Raw genomic sequence first — 1,909 nt, 5'->3', positions numbered from 1 at the left:
AAGGGGCTGTCGCATTAGATGATTAAATCATCTGGGCGATGGCCCTTTTTCAGGCCTAAAAATCGGTACTTATATCTGCTTTCTGCTCATATCTCATATTTTTAGAGTGACTTAATAGTCCGAAGATATCTTCGGATCAGATACAGGAGTTTGATTTTTAAGGATCAAAAATTATGCCGTTTTCTTTAGCTCAAAAAGATGAGTTCCTGTTCGGCCGGCCATGATCTTGTGATGCAGTTTATTGATATCGAATCCGATTGCAAGCAACACGCTTTGTGCAAGAACATTCTTCGTCCCCTTATACAAATATCTTCTGAAGTTCATGTCTTCTTTTACATTTGCAAATGAACCCTCCGCCTGAATGCTTCGGTTCATTCTGAGCTGCGTGCCGAATTCGCTGGTTATCCGCTTAAGGCATTCACTGCGCTTTTCTTCAAGCTTTCTCGAAACGTAAAGCCTTTTGTTCCTGTCTTCAAATGGTGTCTTGCAGTTGTTTCCTTTAATGCAATCTTTCTTGTACGGGCATTCCTTGCAGCTATCACATTCATACGTAGTGACACTTCTTGAATAGCCACTTGCTGTTTTTTCGTTGCGGGTAAAGATTGCCTTTAATTCTTTGCCATTCCTGCAAACATAAGCATCATCCTCACTGTCATAATCCATGTTTTCACGTCTGCTGATGTCATTTTTAAATTTCCTTGTTTTTGAAAGTTCATAATTCTGAGGTTTTATGTATGCTGTCTGGTCATTTTTCTCGACAAAAACATAATTCTCTTCACTTTCGTAACCGGCATCAGCCACGATGTTCTTGTACTTAAACGGCAGATGTTTTTCCATGTCATTGAGAAACGGAATGAGTGTCAGAGTATCTGTGGGATTTGGATATATATCAAGCCAGGTAACATACTCGGCATCGACACCATGCTGGAGATTATAAGCAGGTTTAAGCTGTCCGTTCAGCATGGCATCTTCTTTCATGCGCATAAAGGTTGCATCCGGATCTGTTTTTGAATAACTGTTACGATTTCCACACTTGTACAGCTTATATGTGTAATCCTTGAGTTTCTTTATGTATTCTTCAAGTGTTTCGACAGACCTTTGAAGAACAGTTTTTCTCTTTCCGGAGCCATAGACAAACTCTATTCCTTCATCATTCTTAATCTTGTAAAGTTTCTTTTTGAGTCTTTTTAATGTATGAAGTGATATCTGGTCATCATAGACAATCTTCAGGCCATAAAGTTCCTCGCACTCTGCGCAGAAGAGGCATATCTTCTCAGCCAGTTTTGCCATGTTTTTTGAAACTGCTTTTTTCCAGACAAAAGTATATTTATTCGCCACGGATTCAATCTTTGTGCCATCGATGAAGATGTTCTCCCCAGAGATTTCACCAAGATCAAGAAGGATTGTTCCAATCTGAGCCATCATCTGTTTTGAACACTGTGACAGATGCAGGGAAATAAACCTTGCAATGGTTGAATGGTCCGGTGCGGGCAAGCCTTCAAGAAGGTACATGAAATTGATATCACGCTTGCATGAGGTTTCTATGTCTCGAGATGAGAAGATTCTGTTCATTGCTGCATAGACTGCTATCTTCATCATATGACGGGGCGTTGCCTGGCCTTTTCTGATTCTTTCATATGTTGCATAAAGATCAGAAAGGTCCATCTCCTCCACGAATGCGCTTACCAGGCGTACCGGATCGTCATCTGCTACTGATAGGACTATGTCGAGCGGAAGTTTTATTTGATGATTTAAGGAAGAAAGGCTATAATTTCCTTGTAAGATTTTATTTAGTAGCATAAATATATTTTACAGCAAAGACCAGGCTTTTCGAAGCCTGGTCTTTGTGTTAATCAAGACTTTTAGCACTAAAAAGGGGCCTCGCACTAATTCTTAGTGCGACAGCCCC

Annotated in this window: 1 protein-coding gene; it reads right to left on the bottom strand. The window is 40.2% G+C overall.

Features of this window, described 5'->3' with window-relative positions; genetic code table 11:
• Positions 1 to 171 precede the first annotated feature (171 nt).
• Positions 172 to 1,800 (bottom strand): IS1182 family transposase, encoded by a 1,629-nt coding sequence (locus T501_RS19365; RefSeq protein ID WP_044917163.1) that lies wholly within the window; start codon positions 1,798 to 1,800, stop codon positions 172 to 174.
• Positions 1,801 to 1,909 lie beyond the last annotated feature (109 nt).

It is taken from the genome of Butyrivibrio sp. WCE2006 (genome assembly GCF_000701985.1).
Lineage (GTDB): Bacteria > Bacillota > Clostridia > Lachnospirales > Lachnospiraceae > Butyrivibrio.
The sequence above is the reverse complement of the archived record's forward strand: the minus strand, read 5'-3'. Positions and strand labels throughout refer to the sequence as shown.